Source organism: Kamptonema animale CS-326 (assembly GCF_028330895.1).
GTDB lineage: Bacteria > Cyanobacteriota > Cyanobacteriia > Cyanobacteriales > Microcoleaceae > Kamptonema > Kamptonema formosum.
Window position 1 is genome coordinate 1 of the sequence record NZ_JAQMUA010000501.1, and the last position, 19447, is coordinate 19447.

Annotated in this window: 4 protein-coding genes; all 4 read right to left on the bottom strand. The window is 41.0% G+C overall.

The genetic code is table 11. The features are described 5' to 3' along the window. Nucleotides 1-1170 (bottom strand): serine/threonine-protein kinase (locus PN499_RS29430; RefSeq protein ID WP_272037214.1); only part of this gene is annotated, 1170 nt, incomplete at its 3' end. Nucleotides 1171-1247: 77 nt separating this feature from the next. After that, a complete protein-coding gene (locus PN499_RS29435; RefSeq protein ID WP_272037216.1) occupies nucleotides 1248-6713 on the bottom strand; it encodes an ATP-binding sensor histidine kinase in 5466 nt (1821 codons plus the stop codon). A gap of 66 nt (nucleotides 6714-6779) precedes the next feature. Beyond that, a complete protein-coding gene (locus PN499_RS29440) occupies nucleotides 6780-13049 on the bottom strand; it encodes a trifunctional serine/threonine-protein kinase/ATP-binding protein/sensor histidine kinase (RefSeq protein ID WP_272037218.1) in 6270 nt (2089 codons plus the stop codon). Nucleotides 13050-13128: 79 nt separating this feature from the next. Then, nucleotides 13129-19401 carry an ATP-binding sensor histidine kinase gene (locus tag PN499_RS29445; RefSeq protein WP_272037220.1) on the bottom strand — a complete coding sequence of 2091 codons (6273 nt, stop codon included), beginning with the start codon at nucleotides 19399-19401 and terminating at the stop codon, nucleotides 13129-13131. Between the last annotated feature and the right edge of the window lie 46 nt (nucleotides 19402-19447).

Here is a 19447-nt window from a genome sequence, read left to right on the forward strand (position 1 = left end):
ATCCCGAAATGCTTGTACAAATGCACTGAAGGGAATATTGCGTTGAAATTGGTCAAATTTTCCTTTGATAAAATAACCGCGTTGCCGAACAATTGGTTTATGAACTTCGTTGACAACGGCGGTTTTCCCAATACCCGAAAAACCTGCTACCAGCATCATTTCTGTTGCACCAAGACTGACTCGCTCAAATGCTTGCAGTAAAGTTTCTGCTTCGGTTTCTCTGCCATAGAGTTTGTCGGGGATAATAAAGCGATCGCATACATCCCGTTCCCCAATTTCAAAACTCTGAATTTCACCAGAAACTTGTCGCTGATCTAAACATTTTTCTAAATCAAATTTCATTCCCAAGGCACTTTGATATCTGGATTCTGCATTTTTTGCCATCAGTTTCATCACGATATCACACAAAACTTGCGGAATTTTTCTCCCCTTTATTTCACTTAAATTCGGTGGATTTTTGGCAATATGACAATGGACTAACTCCATGGGATCTTTGGATTCAAAAGGTAACTTTCCTGCCAGTAATTCGTAGAAAGTTACTCCCAAAGAATAAAAATCACTTCGATAGTCAATCCCCCGATTCATTCTCCCGGTTTGTTCCGGGGAAATATAAGCGAGTGTCCCTTCTAATCCATTGGGATTTATCAAAGTTTGTGTTTCTCGTGGTAGCAAGGAAGCGATACTAAAGTCGATTAATTTAATTTGTTTGGTTACAGAATTAATTAAGATATTGCTGGGTTTGATGTCTTTGTGAATGATGCGCTCGCGATACAATATATCTAAGGCATTGCACAGTGCGATCGCTATGTGTAAAAACTCTGTTAATGAGAGGGTGTTTTTCCCTTTCTGGGCCCATTCATGAAGAGAAATACCCCCAAAGTCTTCCATTACCAACGCATAGCCATTTTGATACTGTTCCAGACAATAGGTTTGTACGATCAGAGGTGAGTTGAGATTTTTAGCAATGGTGTATTGATTGCGAAACTGTACCAGTTCGCTGAAGGTGGGATAGTCATTTTTCAGAAGTTTGATGATCGCAGGTAATCGATCGCTGGTACGGATAGCTCGATATACTAAAGTACGACTTCCTGAATAAATTGTTTCGAGGCTTTGATAGTTGGGAATTTGAGCGATTGTGTTTGTGTTGTCTTTTTTGTCGGAGTTATTCATGGCTGTTGTTGTTTTAGAATTGAGCGGTGAGTAATTGGTTAAATGAGTCTAAAGAAGAGTGAAAAGTTAACTTTTTTTTAGGTCGGAGTGGGTAAGGTAATGATAAATTCTGTTCTTTGGCCTGGTGTCGAGTTGACGTGAATAGAACCGCTATGTTTTTCGGTAACAATTTGATGAGCGATCGCCAATCCCAATCCCGTCCCTTTCCCGACAGCTTTTGTCGTAAATAAATGGTCAAAGATTTTGGTTTTAACTTCTTCAGTCATCCCTTGACCATTATCAGTAATCGTAATTTTTACCTGTTGATTTTCCCAGGAAGTGATGATTTTAATTCGATTAGGATTAGCCTTAATTTCTGCAAAATTCCGCCCAATATTTGATTCTTCTAAGGCATCGATCGCATTGGCAAGAATGTTAATAAACACCTGATTTAATTGACCGGGGAAACCTTCGATCTCCGGAATATTCCCATAGTCTTTGACTACTTCAATAGCGGGTCGCTCATCGTTCGCTTTCAATCGATATTTGAGGATTAAGATCGTGCTGTCGATACCCTCGTGGATATTGAAAGGCACTTTGTAGTCTTTGTCAGCCCGAGAAAAGGTTCGGAGTGAAGTGCTGATACTTTTGATGCGATCGCATCCCAGTTGCATCGAGTTGATGATTTTGGGGAAATCTTCGATGATATAGTCTAAATCGATATCTTCGGCATGGTCGGCAATCTCTCTTTCTAGGGCGCGATCGCGATAGAGGTTGAGATGCTCCACTAAATCTTTAAATGTGGATTTAGCTTCATTCAAATTGCCGGAAATAAAGCCGACTGGGTTATTAATTTCATGAGCAACACCAGCAACTAAGTTGCCCAATGCAGACATTTTTTCGCTTTGAATCATTTGCAATTGGGTTTGCTGTAATTCATTTAAAGCTTGTTCTAGCTGTTGGGAATATTGCTGCGATCGCTCGTACAGTCCCGCATTTTCTAGAGAAATGGCCGCTTGAGCACAAAGTAGGTTGAGGAGTTGCACGCGATCGTCAGTAAATGCCCCCGTTGCTAAATTATTTTCCAGATACAACACCCCCAACAACTTTCCTTGATGTAAAATCGGAATACACAAGATACTCTTGGGTTTTTGTTGCTGAATATAGGAGTCATTAATTAACTGCGGATGTGCTGTAGCATCAGAAATCACCACGGGTTTTAAACGGCGTTTAACAGTATTAATTAACCCAATTGGTATATCGATCGACTCTTCAAATGGCTGTCGATCTGTCAATTTTATAAAACAATCAACTTGGGAATTTTCATTGTTATTTAGCCCTAGTTTTGCTAATCCCCGAATCAGTAAATTACCTGATTCTGAAAGCATTAACACGCACTTATCAGCCCCCGCATTTTCAATTACGATCGAAAGCAATGATGAAAGTAGTTTTTCCAGTTCGATTTCACCTGAGATAGTTTGAGAAGTTTTGAGAATGGTAGCTAAATCGAGAGAATCAGAGATGCTGCTAGACGAACTGGTAGAAGTTATCTTTGCCGTTGCAAAGACAGTTTCATTAACCGAGAGACTGGATCGCTTCTGCTGAAGGATGGGTGCCAGCAGTTGTGAGTAGCGAGTTTCCAGATCGGCAACCTTAGCTTTAGCACCCCATCGGGTATAGCCGTAGTAAGCTTCAATTAAGTATTCTCTAGCAATCCGCTGTTTGTCCCAGTCCAGGTAAAACTTGCCAGCGAGTTCATTGGCTAAAGCTTCTTCTTGGATGTAGCCGTTGGCTTTGGCTTCGGCGATCGCGCGATCGTAATAGTTAATTGCTTCAGCTTTGTTTCCTAGCACTTGCTCTTTTTGTGCCTCTACTAAAAGAAATTTGTGAGAGAAATTCATCGGCGCATAGTCTGCCCACTTCTTCAGCTTTTCCTGGTTGTTTTCTACTCGATTTAAAAAGTTTTCTTGTTGAGCATTTGACACAGATGGATAGATTGATAAGTGCGTCAAAGAATCATAAAAATAAAATACTAAAACTGAAAAACTTCCTTGCAAACTATCTAAATATTGTTCGGCGTGTAGAGCATTTTCTTTGGCTTGTTGAAAATCTCCAAATAAATAACAACTGCCCATTTTATTGATAAAATAATAACCAATTCCCACTCTATCGTTCGCTTCCTGATGCCGTAGCAAAGATATTTCCTCGTTATAAAATTCCCCTGAGAAACTGCATGGATTTTCTAATATATTCAACAAATTTGAAACTGACTGTTGTGTGATTTTATGCCAACCTAAAGAAATTTTTTGTTCGAGCCTAGTTAGAGCATCATTAATGCGTGCCATTTCTTGTGCTAATACACCTAGTTCTTCTCCCATAAAATAGGCGTGTTCGCATTTAATCATCGCCGCGTAGCCAGCCTGTTCAAAATTGCCACCTTCCAGTCCGCTTTCGTAACCTTCCCAAAGAATTGGTAATGTTTCTCTAATATGAGCTTTGCCATAAATTGCACACGCTCCTACCAAATGGAATACAAATGCTTTGATATCTGGAGCATTGAATTGTTTCGCTAGACCGAGAGCTAACCTGCCAAATTGATAGCCCGACTCAATATCCTGAAACACTGCATTTAATAGCAGACCGTAAAAAGCTAAACCAGAACTAGAGAAGGGTGAATTGCCATAGTCGAGCAATAAATTCATCAATTCACATACAACTAACGGTAACAATGTAGGTGCAGCTTGATAGGTAGGAGTAAACATAATTGTTAACATCCTGGCCGTTGCTAGCTTCTCGACATCTGTCATTAATTGTAGGTCGAGCAAATCCTCGATTTTCTTACCCTCTAGTTTGGTTGCTGTTTGAGTGAGTGCTTGCTGAATGTTTGATGGATCGGCGGATTCAGGTAAGCTCACTCCCAACAATTCTAGGGCTTCTAATCCAATTTTGACGGCTTCTAGCTTTTTAATTTGTGCCATATAAGCCTGGATTTTGGCACCATAGACTTTCATTTTGTCAACAGCAGTTTTTGCTTGTTTGAGAACGATGTCTGCCCATTGTTCCATTCCAGTAAAATCACCCTTGAGGTAAGCGGTTTCCGCTGCTAATTCATGCAGTTCTAGGGTGAGTTTGTAGCGTGTTTGCCAGCCTGAGTTCTCTTCAATGTTGGGAAATTTTAGCAAGCTAATACCTGTAGTGGCATACTGATACGAGGCTGCATAAGCTGTGGCAGCTCTGGCTTTTTGTGCTGCTTGCAAATTGAGTTCGGCGAGTTGTATTTGTTGTGATGGTTCGATAATTAAGGATTTGCCAATATTAAATTGATTGACAATTTCAAACAAGTTTGCATCTAATTCTGCGTTCGGTCTATTTTTTAGCAGCAGTTGCCCAATTTTTAGGTGAGCGGTCTGTTTTTGGTCATCTAGAATTAGCGCATAAGCTGCTTGTTGAACGCGATCGTGCAGAAAACGATAAGAAACCGAAGGTAACTCTATAACTCGATCTTGAGTCGTTTCTCCGGGCTGGAAAAACTTGTACACTTCTGTAATCGGTAAAATCAAGCCTTCTTGCAGTGCTTTCCACAAATCTGCTGCCGTCTCTGTTTGATATTTTTCATGGATAATCGCGAGAGTTTTTAAATCAAAAGAGTTACCGATACAAGCGGCTAATTTCAAAATATTTTGAGTTTCTAGGGGCAATTTCAAAAGTTGCCGCGCCATGAATTCTACGACATTCTCCGTGAGTGAGATAGATTTCACTATTGCCATGTCGCACTGCCAGTATCCCACTTGCGAATTAAAGGTAATGTAGTCTTCCTCATGTAAGGATTTGAGAAATTGGGTGGTAAAAAAGGGATTGCCTTTAGCTTTTTGATAGACCAATTCTGCTAGCGGCAGTGCTAGTTCGATCGCACAACTTAAAGTATCAGCAATCAGATAATTGATATCCGATCGACTCAAGGGTTCTAGCGTGAGAGTATCGATCTTGGCTCCAGTTTTTTTAATCTCTTCCAAAGTCAACATGAGGGAATGGGCTGGAAAGACTTCGTTATCGCGATAGGCTCCAATAATGAATAAATAACCGCGATCGCCCTCACTCATCAGCAACTCGATCGAACTGAGCGAAGCTGAATCTGCCCACTGCAAGTCGTCGAGGAAGATCGTCAGCGGATGCTCTGAGGTAGCGAATAAGCCAATAAATTTCTGGAACAGCAAGTTGAAGCGATTCTGGGCTGCACTGCTTGAGAGTTCTGGTACGGGCGGTTGTTTGCCGATAATCTGTTCGAGTTCTGGAATCACCTCAATCAGGACTTGCCCGTTTTGACCTAACGCCAATAAAATCTTATTTTTCCACGCTTGCAGTTGCTCGTCGCTTTCACTAAGCAGTTGCCCCATTAAATCTCGAAAGGCTTGCACGAAAGCAGAAAAGGGAATATTACGGTTGAACTGATCGTATTTACCTTTGATAAAGTAGCCATTCCAACGCACGATGGGCTTATGAATTTCGTTGATGACGGCGGTTTTGCCAATGCCGGAAAAACCAGCAACCAACATTAGCTCAAAGGCTCCGTTGGCAACTCTGCCAAAGGTTTCCAGTAGCGTTTGCACTTCCCGTTCCCGTCCGTAGAGTTTTTCGGGAATTGCGAAGCGATCGCTAAAATCTCGCTCTCCTAGCTCAAACCAAGTATAGTTACCTGTAGCTTGCGACTCCTGCTGGCATTTGAGCAAGTCATGCTTTAGCCCGATCGCACTTTGATAGCGATCTTCCGCATTCTTTGCCATCAGTTTGCGGATGATTTCACCTAACATCAGGGGGATGTCACTCCTGAGATCGCAGGCGGAGGGAGGCTGTTTGGCAATATGACAATGTACCAACTCCATCGGATCGTTAGTTGGAAACGGCAGTTGTCCGGTTAACAGTTCGTAGAATGTCACTCCCAGCGAATAGAAATCGCTGCGGTAATCAATACCTCGGTTCATCCGTCCCGTCTGTTCTGGGGAAAGATAAGCGAGAGTACCTTCTAATACATTGGGGTTTTGAATTTCTTGAGTTTCTCTGGGTAGTAAAGATGCGATACTAAAATCAATTAATTTGACTTGTTTAGTTACGGAATTAATTAAGATATTGCTGGGTTTAATGTCTTTATGAATGATGCGCTCTTGATAGAGAATATCTAAGGCATTGCACAGTGCGATCGCTATCTGTAAAAACTCTGTTAATGAGAGGGTGTTTTTCCCTTTAATCGCCCATTCATGAAGAGAAATACCCCCAAAATCTTCCATTACCAACGCATAGCCATTTTGATACTGTTCCAGGCTATAAGTTTGGACGATCGGAGGTGAGTTGAGATTTTTAGTAATGGTATACTGATTGCGAAACTGTACCAGTTCGCTGAAGCTGGGATAGTCATTTTTCAGCAGTTTGATGATGACAGGTAATTGGTCATGGGTACGGATTCCCCGATATACTAAGGTGCGACTTCCTGAATAAACTGTTTCAATAACTTGATAATTGGGAATTTGAATGGTTGTCAGAGTATTACTGTTTTTGTGGAAGTTATTCATATCTCTTGTGGTTTGAGAATTGATGGGTGAGTAATTGATGAAATGAGTCTAAAACCTGACAGAAAGTTAACTTGTTTTTTCTGCTTTAGTTGGTAAGGAGATGATAAATTCTGTTCCTCGTCCCAGTGTTGAGTTGACCTGAATGGAACCATGATGTTTTTCTTCAATTATTTGCCGCGCGATCGCTAATCCTAATCCCGTCCCTTTACCAACGGCTTTCGTGGTAAATAAATGGTCAAATATCTTTGCTTTGACTGATTCATCCATCCCCGTGCCATTATCAGCAATAGAAATTTTAACTGCCTTATCTTGTATGGAAGTGGTAATTTTAATGCTGTTGGGATTGGCTTTAATATCAGCAAGACTGCGACCAATGTTGGATTCATCTAAAGCGTCAATAGCATTCGCCATGATATTCATAAATACCTGATTTAATTGACCAGGAAAGCAGTCTATTTTCGGTAACTTTCCATAATCAGCTATTACTTCAATGGCGGGACGGCGGTCATTCGCTTTCAGACGATGTTTGAGAATTAAAATTGTACTATCAATACCTTCATGGATATTAAATGGTACTTTATAATCGCGGTCGGCACGGGAGAAAGTGCGGAGGGAAGTGCTGATGTTTTTCAGCCGTTCGCAGGCAATCTCCATGGAATTAATAATTTTTGGTAAGTCTTCTAAAGTATATTCCAAGTCAATTTCTTCAGCATGGTCAAGAATTTCATCATTCGGATTGGGGAGACTTGCTTGATAGAGTTTTAAGTGTGCAATCAGTTCGGTAACAGTAGGTTTTGCTTGTTCGAGACTTGCAGAAATAAAACCCAAAGGATTATTCATTTCATGAGCAACACCAGCAACTAAGTTACCCAGTGCGGACATTTTTTCACTTTGTACGATCTGTAATTGGGCGTTTTGTAAGTTGTATAACGCCTGTTCTAATAAGAGTGATTTTTGCTGCAAGGCAAGTTCCGCAAGTTTGCGATCGCTAATATTTTTCACAAACGCACAGTTATATTCTTCGCCGTCCAGTTCAAGGTAATTAACCGTTACTTCCACCGGATAACGATGTCCTGATTTGTTGAAATTGTAAGTCTCAAAGATAAATGAACCCTGCTCCTTAAGCTCATCCCAATGTTTTTCCCAAACCTCTGATGAAAGATCTGGGTTAAAGTCTCCAACGCATTTTTGTAAAATCTCGGTTCGGGAATAGCCGAGATCGCGGCAGGCGGCATCATTAACATAAGCAACCTGTCCGCTCGGTTTAACCCACCAGACGGGGACGCTGGAACGATCGATCGCAAACTGAGTGAGTCGGAGAGATTTCTCGGCAAGTTTGCGATCGCTAATATCGATCATCACGCCATCCCAGATAATCGAACCGTCGGCTTGCCGTTCTGGTCGTGATGCTGCCTGCACCCATTTCACAGTGCCAGAGGTCGTAATAATCCGCCATTCCTGCTCAAATGGCATGAGACTCTGGGCAGAATGGACGAACGCCTGGGTCATGGCTGCGCGATCGTCGGGATGCTCCAACATCCGAAAGTCTTTGATTCCTGTCAAGAACTCTTCTGGTGGCACTTCATAGAGATCGGCACAGCCTGGACTAACGTAGGGAATTGAAACAGAACCATCGGGAGCGAGGCGGATCTGATAAATTAGCCCAGGCAAATTCTCCGTCAGCTTCTGAAAGCGGGCTTCGCTGGCACGCAGTTCAGTTAGAGCTTGTTGCGATCGCTCATAAAGTCGGGCATTTTCCAAGGAAATTGCGGCTTGAGTGCAGAGTAAATTGAGTAGTTCGACGCGATCGCTTGTAAACGCTCCAACGGTCAGATTATTTTCTAAATATAAAATGCCAATCAATAGTCCTTGATTAATAATTGGACTACAAAGAATACTTTTAGGCTGGTACTGTTCAATATAAGGATCGCCTGCGAACTGAGGATTTAGCCTAGCATCAACAACTACCCTCGCTTCCAAACTATGCTTGACAGCATTCACCAAACTAAGCGCCACATCCTGACTTAATGCTAAAGGCATTGATGATAATATCTGTGGTTCTTGTCCCTCTTCCATAAGAGCTGCTAGCCGTAACTCAATCTCTTGTTTAAGCAGCAATACACACTTAGTTGCACCAGCATTCACGCTCGCTATTTTTAGTAAAATAGCTAAAAGTTTATCCAGTTCAATTTCCCCAGAAATAGCTTGAGAAGCTTTCAGCATAGTAGCCAAATCTAGAGCTTCCGAGACGGTACTAGAAGAGCGGTTGAAACTGATTTCTCCCCGCGTAATAGTATCATTAAAAGAATATCTAGCTTCATTTTTAATCGGACTGAGTAATTTAGAATAGCGTTTTTCTAGATCCTCTATTTTAGTTTTTGCTCCCCATCGGGAATAACAATAATATGCCTCAATCATGTAGGCTTGAGCTACTTTTTCTTTGTTCCATTCCCAATAAAATTTAGCGGCTAGTTCGTTGGCAAGAGCTTCTTCTGGTATCAAGGCGTTTTGACTGGCGGCTGCGATCGCGCGATCGTACAGTTCAATTGCCAATAATTTATCTCCAGAAATACGCGCCATTTCTGCTGAAATTAGCTCGGATGCAGCGCTAAAATTCTCCGAGCAGTTTTGCGCCCAAACAGCTAATTGCTGTTTATATTCTATCAACTTTTGCCACATAGCAGATTGTTCTGCCTGTGGTATTCGCTCGTAACTTTGGCATAACAATAGAGCATAGATAAAGCGATGTCTGGCATAGGGAAGTAAGCCTTGGGGAGCAACATTAACAATCTCAGCTTCAGCTTTTTCCGCAGATTCTAAAGCTGACTCTGGGCGATCGCAGAGGTAGAGTATTTGGCTTTTCAGAATAGTATAAATACAGATAACTTGCCAGTTTTTATGTTTTCGGCAGCGTTCAAGATACTCATCTTCTCTAGTTTCCGACCAAGTTATTGTTCCTCTCAAGTTGGCTACAAGCATTTGACCGCCAGTTAGTAAATCTATAGCCCATTGATTTTTTTGCTGTTGGCTAAAAGCCAGCGATTGATTAATTTCTGCCTCTAATTGCTTCAGTTCTACTCCCTGATAAAAACGACAGTACATATTGTGTCCAAAAGCATAAGCCGCATATTGTAAATTGCTGGATTCCAAACCAATTTGATAAGAATTTTGGTAATCTTGGCTGGCTACCTTAAGAGGGTGAGACCAATGGCGGAGAGAACTACCAATCATTAAATAGGCTACACTTTCAGCCGAACTATTATTAAACTTGGGCATTAATTGCAGCGTTAAATCGATTAACTCACCTGTATTTTGATAGTTATTTAAAGCATAACCACGTAGGCCACCGTAGGCTGGGTAAATATAGCCTATTTCAGGCGTATTACCATACTGCAAACACAAATTAACAGCCTTGGCACAAATGACTGACCACAGACGCTGATGCGATCGATAGGTGGGCGGGCCCATAGCAATAGCTAACTTTGTAGCCATTTTTTTCTCAGGATCGGTCATCATAGGTAAATCGCTGAGAGCAGCAATCCCTCGGCTTTCTAAGATGGCTTGAGCAGTCGCAATTTCGCGATCGCGTACCACCTCAAAATCCTCATCGTTAATATCAATACCGAACAAGGATAAAGCTTTAATCCCCGCAGCAATAGCTTCTGGATACTCAGCTCGTAGGGTATATTGAATAATTGCCAAGTTGTAAATCTCTGCCTTTTCTAGGGGAGTTCTTGTCTGTTCAAGAGTGCGATCGATCCACATTTTTGAGGCTTCAATATTGCCATTCAAATATTCAACTTCCACCCGTTCTTTGTGGAGCGCAAAGCATAATTCATATTGAATATGCCAACAGTTTTCTCTTAATAGTTCCATGCCAGTTGTTATATACTCACAAGCAGCAGTATATGCCGTAGAAGTTTTAGCTTTTCGTCCTGCCAATAAGTTTAAGTGGCTCAATCTTTCCTGTTCTTCTGGATCGTTTAATAAGTATCGACCCCGATTTAGTTGATTGACAATCTCGAATAAGATTTCCTCACGCTCTGCCAAAACAGTATTTCTTAAAAGTAGTTGACCGATCTGTAGATGTGTTGCTTGCTTGCGCTCGTTCGGAATCAGAGAATAGGCAGCTTGTTGGACGCGATCGTGTAAAAATTTGTATGTAACAACCTGATGATTTTCTTTAGTAACTATTTGACTTTCTTGCCCGACATAAAACTTATAAACATCACCAACTGGTAAAATCAACCCTTCTTGTAATGCTTTCCACAAAACAGCAGCAGTCTCAACTTGGGATTGTTCCGAAACAATTGCCAATGTTACTAGATCGAACTGATTGCCAATACAAGCAGCTAACTGCAACACCTGTTGAGTTGAGTCCGGTAGTTTTCCTAATTGTAATGCCATAAAGGTAACAACTTCATTTGTCACCGCAAGCTGATTTACTTGTGTAATGTCACATTGCCAACGGCCTGACCCAAAGTCAAATTTAATCAGATTATCTTGATGTAATGCCTTGAGAAACTGTGTTGCAAAAAACGGATTACCTTGAGTTTTTTGATAGACCAATTGAGAAAGAGTACCTGCCCAACTTTCCGTAGATTTAAGCGTGTCAGCAACTAATTGATTTACTTGTTCTTGACTTAATGGTAGTAAAGTAATCGTATTAATTATTGCTTGTGCTTTTTGAATTTCGCTCAAAGCCAGCATTAATGGATGTGTCGAGTTGACTTCATTATCACGATATGCACCTATTAAGAAAAGATAACCTGTATCAGCCATTAAAAGCTGCATTAACTTCAGCGATGCTGAATCTGCCCACTGTAGATCGTCTAAAAATATTACTAATGGATGTTGGGCTGTTGTAAAAACTTGGGTGAATTTTTGGAACAATAAATTAAATCGATTTTGCGCTGCTGTTCCTGATAATTGGGGTGGCGCTGGTTGTTGACCGATGATTCTTTCTAATTCGGGAATGACATCAATAATTACTTGTCCGTTTTCCCCAACTGCTGCTAATATTTTACTTTGCCATTGCTGGATTTGAGATTCGCTTTCAGTTAACAATTGCCCCATTAAATCTCGAAAGGCTTGCACAAAAGCACTGAAAGGAATATTACGTTGGAATTGGTCATATTTCCCTTTAATGAAGTAACCGCGCTGACGCACAATTGGTTTATGAATTTCATTGACAACCGCAGTTTTTCCAATTCCCGAAAAACCTGCTATCAACATCATTTCTACCCCCCTATGTCCCCCCTTAGCAAGGGGGGATTGAGGGGGGTGTTCTCCCTTAGCAAGGGGGGATTCAGGGGGGGGTCGCAGGGGGGATTCAGGAGGGTTAGCGACTCGCTCAAATGCTTGCAATAGAGTTTCTACTTCGGTTTCTCTTCCATAAAGTTTGTCGGGAATGGTAAAGCGATCGCATACATCCCTACAAGCGATTTCAAAGTATTGAATTTGACCGCTTTCTTGAAGTTGAGTTAAACATTTTTCTAGATCGTATTTCAGCCCTAATGCACTTTGATATCTATCTTCGGCATTTTTCGCCATCAATTTTTTAACAATTTCTGATATTACAAATGGGATTTGTGGGTTGATTTCATGTACTAAGGGTGCGGTTTTGGCAATATGACAATGTACTAAATCCATCGGCTCGTTTGATTGAAAAGGTAAGTCTCCTGTGAGTAATTCGTAAAAAGTGACACCCAAAGAATAAAAGTCAGTCCGATAGTCAATGCCGCGATTCATTCTCCCAGTTTGTTCTGGAGAAATATAAGCAAGTGTCCCTTCTAAAACATTAGGATTAATCAGCGTTTGGGTTTCTCGCGGTAGCAAAGAGGCGATACTAAAGTCGATTAATTTGACTTGTTTGGTTTCGGGATTAATTAAGATATTGCTGGGTTTGATGTCTTTGTGAATTACGCGATCGCGATACAAGATATCTAAGATATTGCACAGTGCGATCGCTATTTCCAAAAGCTCCCTCAAAGACAGTGCGTTCTTCTCTTTGATCGCCCATTCCTGAAGAGAAATCCCCCCAAAGTCTTCCATCACTAACGCATAGCCATTTCGATAGGGTTCTAGACTATAGGTTTGGATAATTCCAGCTTGACAAAGGTTTTTAGCAATGGTATACTGATTACGAAATTGCACCAGTTCGCTGAAGGTAGGATACTCATTTTTCAGCAGTTTGATAATGACAGGTAATTGGTCATGGTTACGGATAGCCCGATATACCAAAGTGCGGCTTCCTGAATAAACTGTTTCGATAATTTGATAGCTGGGAATTTGAACGGTTGTATCCCCTTTGCTGTTTTGGTGGGAGTTATTCATAAATGTTGTGCTTGCAAAAGACAGGGGTGACTAATTGGTTAGACGAGTCTGAAATATCCCAGGAAAGTTAACTTTTTTGTTAGACCCTAGTGGGTAAGGTGATAATAAATTCTGTTCCTTCTCCTAGTATAGAGTTGACCTGAATAGAACCGCTATGTTTTTCGACGACAATTTGACGAGCGATCGCTAATCCTAACCCCGTGCCTTTACCCACCGCTTTAGTGGTAAATAAATGGTCAAATATCTTTTGTTTGACTACTTCAGTCATTCCCTGACCGTTATCAGCAATACTAATCTTCACCTGGTTATCTACCAATGAAGTTTTAATTTTAATTTGGTTAAGATTGAGCTTAATTTCTTCAAAAGTTCGACCTATACTTGATTCATCTAACGCATCAATAGCATTGGCTAGAATATTGATAAATACCTGATTTAATTGACCGGGAAAGCAATCAATTTTAGGTAAATTTCCATACTCAGTTACCACTTCAATAGCCGGACGACGGTCATTAGCTTTCAGGCGATGTTTGAGAATTAAAATTGTACTATCAAGACCTTCATGGATATTAAATGGCACTTTATAATCTCGATCGGCCCGAGAGAAAGTGCGGAGTGAAGTGCTGATGTTGTGGAGGCGATCGCAAGCTATCTCCATTGCATCAATGACTTTAGGGAAGTCTTCTAAGGTATAATCTAAGTCAATTTCTTCCGCATGGTCAAGAATTTTATCATTGGGACTTGGGAGAATTTCTTGATACAATCTTAAGTGTTCGATTAGCTCAGTAAGAGTAGGTTTAGCTTGTTTGAGACTAGCAGAAATAAACCCCAAAGGATTATTCATCTCATGGGCCACCCCAGCGACAAGATTACCTAATGCTGACATTTTCTCACTTTGGACAATGTGCAATTGTGCTTGTTGTAAAGCTTGCATAGCTTGTTCGAGTTCTTGAGATTTTTGTAGGATAGCTGACTCAGCTTGTTTGCGATCGCTAATATCTCTAATAATTGTGGAAAAATACTCTAACTCCCCATCCATTGATTTGTGGGAAAGTATAAGTTGAGAAACGGGAATTTCCCGTCCATTTCGATCGATAACCGCTGTCTCACCCACCCAAATGCCAGAGCGGATAGCTGCGGGCAATCCCTGATTTACAATTATCTCTGTTGCCCAGTCTGGGTGATATTTGTGGATTTCAGTACCCTTCGCTCCCGCCTCATTGTCTAAACCTAAAAAATGCCGCCAAGCTCGGTTGAGATAAAGATTTTTACCAGTTGGATCGGCAGTGCCAATGAAGTCTGGCGTGCTTTCTAGAATTGCCAACAGACGGGTTTGTTCGGCTTCAATGTGTTTGCGATCGCTAATATCAATCACCACCCCATCCCAGAGAATAGATCCATCAGCTAGTCGCTCTGGTTTAGCAGCAGATTGAATCCATTTCACGGTTCCTGAAGGCAGAATAATGCGCCATTCTTGATCGAATGGTGTGAGATTTTGGGCAGAGTAGGCGATCGCTTTTTCAATAGCTAGATTATCATCAGGATGATGCAGGGTGTAAAGGCTATAAGTTCCTGTCATCACCAATTCTGGCTCTACCTCATACAAGTCCAAACAACCAGAACTAACGTAGGGGGTAGAAATTGAACCATCCGCCCCCAAACAAAATTGGTACACCATACCAGGGATATTATTCGCTAAATTTTGGAAGCGGGTTTCAGTAGCCTGCAATTTGGCTACAGATTGTGTTAACTCTTGTGCATAGTTCTGGGAATTTCGATAAAGTCGGGCATTTTCCAGAGAAATTGCGGCTTGGGCGCAAAGCAAATTCAGTAGTTCAACACGATTGCTGGTAAAGGTTCCCACCGTCAGATTATTTTCTAAATATAAAACTCCTATCAACAGTCCTTGATTCAAAATTGGGCTACAAAAAACGCTTTTAGGCTGGTGTTTTTGAATGTAACTATCACCAGCAAACTGACAATTTATCCCCGCATCCGCCAGAACCAGAGGTTTCAACGTCCGCTTGACAGTATTCACCAAACTAATCGCGACATCAGAGCTTAATTCTAGGGGAATTGATGGTAATAGTTGTGGTGATATTCCCTGTTCTACAAGGGCTACTAATTTTAAATCCAGCTCTTGTTTGAGTAGTAAAATACACTTAGTTGCCCCAGCATTGGTCATGACTATTTCTAGGAGAGTAGTTAGGAGTCGATCTAGTTCAATTTCCCCAGAAATAGCTTGAGAAGCTTTGAGCAGAGTTGCCAAATCTAGAACTTCAGAGATGCTGCTAGAGGTTTTGGTAGAAGAGATTGTTCCCAGTGCGATCGTTTCTTTCAAGGATTCAGCACCACCAGATTGTTGAACAATAGGCACGAGGAGTTGAGGATAACGTTGTTCTAGATCGGTAACTTTGGCTTTAGCTCCCCATCGGGCATAACAGTAGTAGGCTTCAGTCATGTAGACTTGAGCAATTTTTTCTTTACCCCAATCGAGATAAAATTTGGCTGCAAGTTCATTGGCGATCGCTTCTTCATTGAGATATCCATTTTGTTTAGCTCCCGCAATAGCGCGATCGTAAAAGTCAATTGCTTCAGCTTTATTGCCGAAAATGCGATATTTTTCTGCGGAGATCAGATCGAGCTTATGTTGATGATTTGTAGGTGCAGAATCTGCCCACTTCTGTATTTTTTCTACATTAGATTGAATTTTTTCAATAATGCTGCTGCTTTCAGATGCCGATGCGTTTACTAATCTAGCTAGTTGGGTGAGGGAATCGTAAAAATAAAATACCCCCACTACAAAATTGGCGGTCACGCCTCTTAAGTATGCTTCGGCTGCTGCTGCATTCTCAACTGCTTCCACAAACTGCTCGAACAAGTAGCAAAGAATTAGTTTATTAAAGTAAATATAGAAAATAGCAGTTGCATCATTAGCTTGTTGGTGTAGTGGTAGCATCATTTGCTCGTCATAGATATTACCACTCAACTTAGTTGGCTGTTCGACCTGCTGAGTCAAATTTAAAATGGCTTGATGCAAAATCTGATTAAAATTTAGGGAATTGACCTGTTTGACTTGAGCTAATGCTTGGTTATAGCTAGTAATTTCCCGTTCCGTTACTGACAGCTCATTACCCGCTAGATAGGCATGATAAACGTAGATGTAGGTAGATAATGCAGCAAATTCTAAATCTCCTGTTTCTAGACCAATTGCATAAGCTGATTGCAATGGTTCCAAGGTTTTTTGAAGTGGTTCCCGCCAATGCCGGATATTTGCATTTACTACAAAGATCGTTCTGGCTTGAATATCTTTAGCATTAAGTTTATCGAGCAAGCTTAAAGCGAGTTGACCGAATTGATAGCCTATCTCAATGTCTCCCAAAACGCCACAAAGTATTAGACCAAAGTAGCCGTAACTGGGAGCTGAGAGTGCGGTATTGCCATATTGAATTGATAAATTAACCTGTTCTGACACGACTAACGGCAGCAACAATGGTGCTGCCTGATAAGCACAGGGAGCTAAACTGCCGAGAATTTGCATGGCTGCCTGTTTAAAAGGATCGCTCATTTCTGGCAATATCATTAAGTCTAGGGGAGATCTACCAGCTAAAGCAGACAGAGTTACTTCTAATTTGGCTTGGACATCAGACACTTGTGGATTTTCAGGAAACTCTAACCCCAACAATTGCAAAACTTGCAGTCCTGTTTGTATGGCTTCTAGCAACTGATTTTGAGCCATACAAGCCTGCATTTTTGTATTGTACACATTGATTGTGTGTAATAAAGTTTTAGATTGCTCTAAGACAACTTCAATTAACTCTTGCATCTGCCCAAAATTACTACTAAGATATGCTGCCTCCGCTGCTTCTCCATACAACCCTAGCGATAGGTTATATTGACTTTTCCAGCTATCAGTTGTCAACAGTTTAATGCCTGTATTTAGATAGTTTAAGGCAGCAACATAGGCAGTAGATATCTTCGCTTTCTGTCCGGCGAGCAAATTTAACTGGGCGAGTTCATATCGCTCAGATTGCTGGTAGATTAATCCCATCCCCATGTTCAGTTGATTTACAACTTCAAATATTTGGTTGTTTCTTTCGGAGATAGCAAAGTTTCTTAATAGGAGTTGTCCAATTTTGAGGTGAGTTGCTTCTCTATGTTCCGCAGGAATTAACGAGTAGGCTGCTTGTTGCACGCGGTCATGCAAAAACCGATAAGTAGGATTGGCTGAGGCTAGCAAAACTTCTTCACTATCTGATTGGGCAAAGAATTTATAGATTTTAGTGGTGGGAATAACCAATTCTTCCTGCAAAGCTTTCCATAAAGCTGTAGCCGTTATTGCCGCAGATTTTTCACTAACAATCACCAAAGTATTCAAATCAAACTCGGCTCCAATACAAGCCGCTAGTTTAATAACATCCTGAGTTTCTGTTGGCAATTTCTGCAATTGCAGGGCCATGAACTCCACCACATCATCAGTAATTGCTAAGGCTCTCACTTGAGCAATATCGCATTGCCACCCCCCCTGTACCCCAAAGGGGGATGAAAAGGGGGTAGAGGACTGAGCGGGGTTAAAGTTAATTAGTTTATCGTTATGTAATCCTTTGAGAAACTGGGTAGCAAAAAAAGGATTTCCTTGAGTTTTTTGATCGACTAATTTTGTCAAGGGTTCCGCCAGGGATAATTCACAATTCAGTGTATCTGCTACTAACTGATTTATATCCGCTTCGCTTAACTGTGGCAAAGTAATTACATTTACTGTTCCACCAGTTTTAACTATTTCATCTACTGTTAGGATAAATGGATGCACAGGTGAAACTTCATTATCTCGATAAGCACCTAATATCAATAAATGTCCTGTATCTTGCATCAACATTTGCAGCAATTTCAATGATGCCGAATCCGCCCACTGTAGATCGTCTAAAAAAATTACTAAAGGATGTTCGGCTTGCGTAAATACTTGTACAAATTTCTGTATTAGCAGATTGAAGCGATTTTGGGCGGCATTTCCCGATAGTTCTGGTGCGGCTGGCTGTTTACCAATGATGCTTTCTAACTCAGGAATTACATCAGTTAAGACTTGTCCGTTGTCTCCTACTGCTGTTAAAATCTTGGTTTCCCATATTTGTAATTGAGCATCTGATTCTGATAATAATTGCCCCATTAAATCGCGGAAGGCTTGTACAAAGGCTGAAAAGGGAATGTTGCGCTGAAATTGGTCATATTTGCCTTTGATGAAATAACCTCTTTGTCTAACAATAGGTTTATGAACTTCATTAACTACAGCGGTTTTACCAATTCCCGAAAATCCCGCTACTAGCATCATTTCTACCCCCCTATTTCCCCCCTTACTAAGGGGAGAAATAGGGGGGTTCGCGACTCGCTCAAAAGCAGCTAATAGTTGAGCAACTTCTGTTTCTCTACCGTAGAGTTTTTCTGGTATGAGAAAGCGGTCAGTAATATCTCCTTGTCCTAAGCCAAATTCCTGAATATCACCCGTTTCTTGTAATTGAGACAAACAAATCTCTAGATCGTGTTTTAGTCCTAATGCACTCTGATAGCGATCTTCGGCATTTTTCGCCATCAGCTTACTGACTATTGCTGATAAAACTAGAGGAATTTCTGGCTGAATTTGATGAAGGGGTATGGGTTGTTTGGCGAGATGACAATGCACCAATTCCATTGCCTCGTGAGAGATAAATGGTAACTGTCCTATCAACAATTCATAAAAAGTCACTCCCAGGGAATAAAAGTCACTGCGATAGTCAATGCCTCGATTCATCCGTCCTGTCTGTTCGGGAGAGATATAGGCTAAGGTTCCTTCTAAGATATTGGGATTCTGGATTTCTTGGGTTTCGCGTGGCAATAGGGAAGAAATACTAAAGTCAATTAGTTTAAGTTGTTTGGTGTCGGGATTAATAAGAATATTAGCGGGTTTAATATCTTTGTGAATGACGCGATTTTGATAGAGATAGTTAAGAATATCTGTTAGTTGTAGCGCTAGGGGGAGAAATTCTATTAAAGATAAAGATTTATTGTTTTGGTCTTCATTTGCTATAGTGAGATAAGTAGAGAGGGAAATCCCACCAAAATCCTCCATAATGAGGGCATAGCTATTGTGGCATGATTCTAAAGTCAGAGGTTTAACAATATTGGGGAAATCAAGATTCTTGGCAATCGTATATTGATTGCGAAACTGGACAAGTTCATTGAAATTGGGGTATTCATTTCGTAATAGTTTGATGACAACGCTCGTACCATCGCTCTCTCGAACACCGCGATAGACGATAGTGCGATGACCTGTATAAATTTGTTCAGTGATGCGATACCCAGGTAGGTGAGTGATAACATCCATTTTCCCGCCCTAAAAAAAATTAGTGAGTACAAGTTATAGTTTATCA

Bases quoted from the DNA above. Each gene is read 5' to 3' on its own strand.
- PN499_RS29435 (WP_272037216.1), bottom strand. From the start codon at position 6,713: ATGAATAACTTCCACAAAAACAGTAATACTCTGACAACCATTCAAATT.
- PN499_RS29440 (WP_272037218.1), bottom strand. From the start codon at position 13,049: ATGAATAACTCCCACCAAAACAGCAAAGGGGATACAACCGTTCAAATT.
- PN499_RS29445 (WP_272037220.1), bottom strand. From the start codon at position 19,401: ATGGATGTTATCACTCACCTACCTGGGTATCGCATCACTGAACAAATT.